We start from the raw sequence: 4,831 nt of genomic DNA on the forward strand, positions 1-4,831 counted from the left end.
GCTAGGTAACATAGTAATCGTTTAAGTCCATTGCCTCGAAAAGATATCTAAACAATCAAACTTTAGGGAGATTATTTTTCATGGCTAATACACCATTCGACACAACTCAGCCTTCCCAAGTTAAAGGAATAAATGGTTACACAGTCGATCCAATCTTTACCGTTGGCGACAAAATTGGCGATTATGTTCCCCCCGGTATTCTCGATGGTATTGGTGCTTTTTCGCTTAATGACACCACAGTACGTTTATTGGTTGTAAATGAAGTTGGTGCTACTGAAGGCTATAAATACACCTTGGCAAACGGTACTCAACTTCCTGGTGCAAGAGTTAACTATTTTGATGTTGACAAGCGCACACTGCAAATTACCGATGCTGGGCTTGCCCATGACAAAATTATCAACCGCAAAGGTGAAGTTGTTGATGCAGCCTCTGACTTAGATTTTGGTGGTATTCAACGTTTTTGTTCTGCTGCTTTGTTTGAAGCGAACCAATTTGGTGCTGGTATTGGTTTAGCTGATCGTATTTTCATGACTGGTGAAGAAACCAATAATGGCACACAATTCGCCTTAGATACACAAACAAATACTTTATATGCACTACCTGCATTCGGTCGTGCTGCATGGGAAAACGTCACAGAATTAAACACAGCTCGCACTGACAAAGTTGCTTTTTTAATTGGTGACGATAGAAATAACGCGCCTTTATATCTCTATGTTGGCGATAAAAAAGCTGGTGGTTTCCTTGAACGTAATGGTTTAGCACAGGGCAAACTGTTCGTATGGGTGGCTGACGATCCAGCAAGTGCTACTGATGCAATTGAACTTAATCCTGGCGAATTTAAAGGCAGTGGTAATAACACAAATGGTAAGTTTGTAGAAATTGCTTACTACGATCCTACAAAAGCAAACACTACAGGTTATGACACTCAAGGTTTTGCCACACAAGCCAAGCAAAACGAGTTAGCTGTCGCTGTTAATGCCTTCCTATTCTCTCGTCCTGAAGATGTTGCCACTAATCCTTTTGATGGTACTCAAGCTGTTTTAGCTTCTACTGGTATTACTGCTGGACCAGATGTTTGGGGTACAACCTACAAAATTGATGTTGATTTTAACAACATTAATACAGGTAATATCACCGCAAAAATTGACATCCTTTATGATGGCAACGATGCTGATAAACAAGACTTCGGTTTACGTAGTCCTGATAACCTTGATTGGGCTGATAATGGTAAAATCTACATTCAAGAAGACCGCGCACTAGGAGCAAATATTTGGGGAGCAACATCTGGGCAAGAAGCATCTATTTACGTTCTCGATCCTGCTGCTACAAATCCAGCAGCCAGCTTAACTAAAGTTGCACAAATTGATCGCTCTGCTTTACCTGCGGGTCAAACAGACCCTAGCCCAAATGATATCGGGAACTGGGAAACTTCCGGTATTCTTGATGTTTCTACTCTGTTTGGTAATGCTCCTGGTACACAGTTTATCTTTGATGTTCAGGCTCACAGCCTTCGTGATGGCACAATTATCACTGCAACCAATATTGATGGCAACGGTGATGGAACTAAAACCAGACAAGAAAACCTGGTTGAAGGCGGTCAGCTATCATTCTTGATTGCTCCTACTGCCAAACTTATTCAAAGCTCTTCCTTAGTTACTGGTGCTACTTCTGGTGCTGATACAATCGAAGCAGGCATCAGCACAGGTTTTGATGGTATTAATGACATCGTTTTTACTGGTGCTGGTAACGACACAGTTGATAGCGTCATTGGTGGAGCTTTAGCCAGTGGCAACCGCATTGACACTGGTAGTGGCGCTGATACTATTTTTGTAGCTAACAACGATCGCGCTTTTGGTGGATCGGGTAATGACATATTTGAAGCTACAGACGCTAGTGGCTACCGTGCTTCTGGTGGTGCTGGGAATGACGACTTCTTCCTTGGTTCCAATGGTCGTGCATTGGGTGGTGATGGCAGCGATCGCTTCTTTGTTGGTACTGGTGGTGGCAACTTCCTATCTGGTGGTGCTGGTGCTGACCAATTCTGGATATTTACTGCTGAAGCTCCATCTAGCTCCAATACCGTACTCGATTTCCAAGCTGGTACTGATGTGCTTGGCTTCCAAGGAGCAAGTTTCGGCTTTGCCGATTTAATCCGTACTGGTAACACCATTGCTTTTGGTGGTAATGCGATCGCTACATTAACTGGGGTTGATACTTCTAGCTTAACCTCTGCTAACTTTACTTTCGCCTAATACCAATTGAAAGAACAATACTAATTGTATAGATGTAGGATGGGCAGAACTTAGTTCCACCTATCCTCATCCTATTTTTTTGTTATTTCAGAGGGGACATACCAATATTGAAACTCAGACAAATGCGAGCTTCTTCACTCATATTCATGTCTACCCCATGCAAAAGCCAACTGGGAAACAATAACATTGTACCTTCATGAGGTTTATAACTAACCTTAGGAAAAGTCCATAAATTAAACTCAGTCACAGGGGGAATCAACATCTGTGAGGCTGGACGAGGATCGGAAAAAAATATGCTCCCGCAGTTATCTGGAGCTTTGAGATAATAAACCCCGCTCAATATTGAATTTGGATGATTATGCACGGAATTTGATGCCAGTTTTCCATTGACAACTGCCCAGCAAGTTGTGATATTAACGGAAAATTGCTGTAAATCCCAACGTAAAAATGTTGCGACTTCCAGGACATTTTTATGGATAATTTGGGTGAATTCAGAGAAGCGATCGCGTTCATGTAAATTATTCACACTATGCCATCCGAGTATATTTGACCATTTCTCTCCTTTGCGATCGCGTTGCTGTTCTGCATCAATTTCTTGCAACAAAATTGGATTTAATCTTTGATAGTTATCGACTGTAAAATGCCAAATGGGAGTAGGAAACCAATCATTTCTAGAGCTAGACATAAAGATTTTTGTTTATGAATTGATAAAGGTATCAGCATTATAAATTTATTACAAATGCAACACCATAAAAGTGAATGCAAATAATAAATTAATTGAATTGATGATATTTTAATCTGTCTTTTTTATATATCTTTTTCTTAATCAAAACTTAACTCTTTAAGAGAGTAGACTTAATGCTGAAAAATGAATTTTAGTGATATGATTCAATTCGCAATATCAGGGATAGATAAATGATAAATTACGACTTATTTTAATACATTTATCTGTTATTTTCATGATTGATACAAGTAGGATAATCTACCAGTCTCGACAGCAAATTAAGCTGAATGAAAAATTTTGCATTGCTATTCAATATCTAAATATCTAAAAATTATCGACAGTTTATTCAATCAGAAAAATTTTAGGAAGTAATATGGCTATTATTAATGGCACTTCTAATAAGGATGAATTAAGAACATTAGGGAGTAATGACGAATTACTCGGTTTAGCGGGAAATGATATTCTTGATGCTGCAACCGGAATAGGAAAAAATATTCTGCGTGGTGGTGAGGGAAATGATGAGTTATTTGCCTATACCGAAGATGAACTTTACGGGGATAAAGGAGACGATATTCTCTATTCTGATGGGAAGGGAAATAATAAACTTTATGGGGGTGACGATAATGATATAATTTTCCCTGATATTAATGACCAGGTATTTGGTGATAATGGTGATGATGTAATTTATGCTGGTGATGGTGGTAGTAGCTTTACTGGTGGTATTGGTCTAGATATATTTTGGATTGCTAATGTTGAAGCTCCAGAAAATCCCAATACTATTAATGATTTTGAATCAACACTAGATAAAATTCGGGTTGATTTGGAACAGATAAGTAAATTTAGTGACCTCACAATTACACAAGAGGGAACAGACTCTATTATTAGTGCAACTGGTAAAAAACTTGCAATTGTTAAAAATACACAAGTTGCTAGTTTTAATTCTGGAAATGTATTAATCGGTACGGATAATATCCCTAACATCCCTAATATTCCTAATATTCCTAATATTCCTAATATTATCGATACCAAAGACAATATATTTACTATTGGTGGTTCTCCATCTGCTAAAACAAATCTGAAAGTCAAACTTACCAGTATTGATGCTAACTTCGTCAACGAAGTTGGTTTTTTTGTTGTCAAGGATAACAAAGGTACAATTATTGACCCTAATACTGGTAATTCCTTAACTGCCCAAAATGAAGATGCTTATTTAAAACTTGCTTTGAAACAATCTCAGATATTACTATCGGGAATTTCTAACCCTCCTAATGGTTTCAAGTCTAATGAAATTTCTCGAATTGTAGAAGGAATTAAAGGTGGCGATCGCATTGTTTTCTACATGGTACAAAATGGTACTACCGATGGTATTCTCAGCAATCAAATCCCCACTAGCAAAGTTCTTTTAGGTTCTAGATTTGGCTCTGATGCTTTTCCACAGCTAAAGGTAGACAATTTAGGAAATGGTAAATTTAACTTTGCTTGGGAAGACCAAATCGGTGGAGGTGATAAAGACTTTAATGATATGGTATTTTCTCTAGAGTTAAGTAATGAATCTGTTCCTTTTGGAAGTGCTTTACAAGGAAAAAATTCCTCAGAATTATTGGATTTAACTAAAGCATCCGCTAATATCAAAGTTGATTTCTCCGTTCACCGTGAAGCTGATTTCAACAACGAAGTTTATTTCTATACAGTTGATAGCACTGATGGTTTAGTTGGTGGTTTAAATCCTAACTCTGCAAATCAAGCTGATTATCTCCAAGCTGCAATTAATAACGTTCTCAAGGATGCCAGCACTGGACAAGCTGTGAAATTTGCTGCTAATAACCAAGGCATCCAAACTGGTTCAGCAATAATC

At 38.2% G+C, this 4,831-nt stretch carries 3 protein-coding genes; 2 read left to right on the top strand and 1 reads right to left on the bottom strand.

Annotation, left to right across the window (positions count from 1 at the left end):
* Nucleotides 1-80 precede the first annotated feature (80 nt).
* Nucleotides 81-2,252, top strand: a complete 2,172-nt coding sequence (locus CK510_RS23675; RefSeq protein ID WP_095724017.1) for an alkaline phosphatase PhoX — start codon at nt 81-83, stop codon at nt 2,250-2,252.
* A gap of 82 nt (nt 2,253-2,334) precedes the next feature.
* Here the strand turns inward: CK510_RS23675 and CK510_RS23680 are convergent, their stop codons facing one another.
* On the bottom strand, nt 2,335-2,937 hold the full coding sequence (locus CK510_RS23680; protein WP_095724018.1) for a TIGR02466 family protein: 603 nt from the start codon (nt 2,935-2,937) through the stop codon (nt 2,335-2,337).
* A 412-nt stretch (nt 2,938-3,349) separates the two neighbouring features.
* On the opposite strand from CK510_RS23680, the gene CK510_RS23685 reads away from it, so the two are divergent.
* Nucleotides 3,350-4,831: DUF4114 domain-containing protein (locus CK510_RS23685; RefSeq protein ID WP_143289410.1), on the top strand; the 1,482-nt coding region annotated here is incomplete at its 3' end.

This window comes from Brunnivagina elsteri CCALA 953, from assembly GCF_002289455.1.
Taxonomy (GTDB): domain Bacteria; phylum Cyanobacteriota; class Cyanobacteriia; order Cyanobacteriales; family Nostocaceae; genus Brunnivagina; species Brunnivagina elsteri.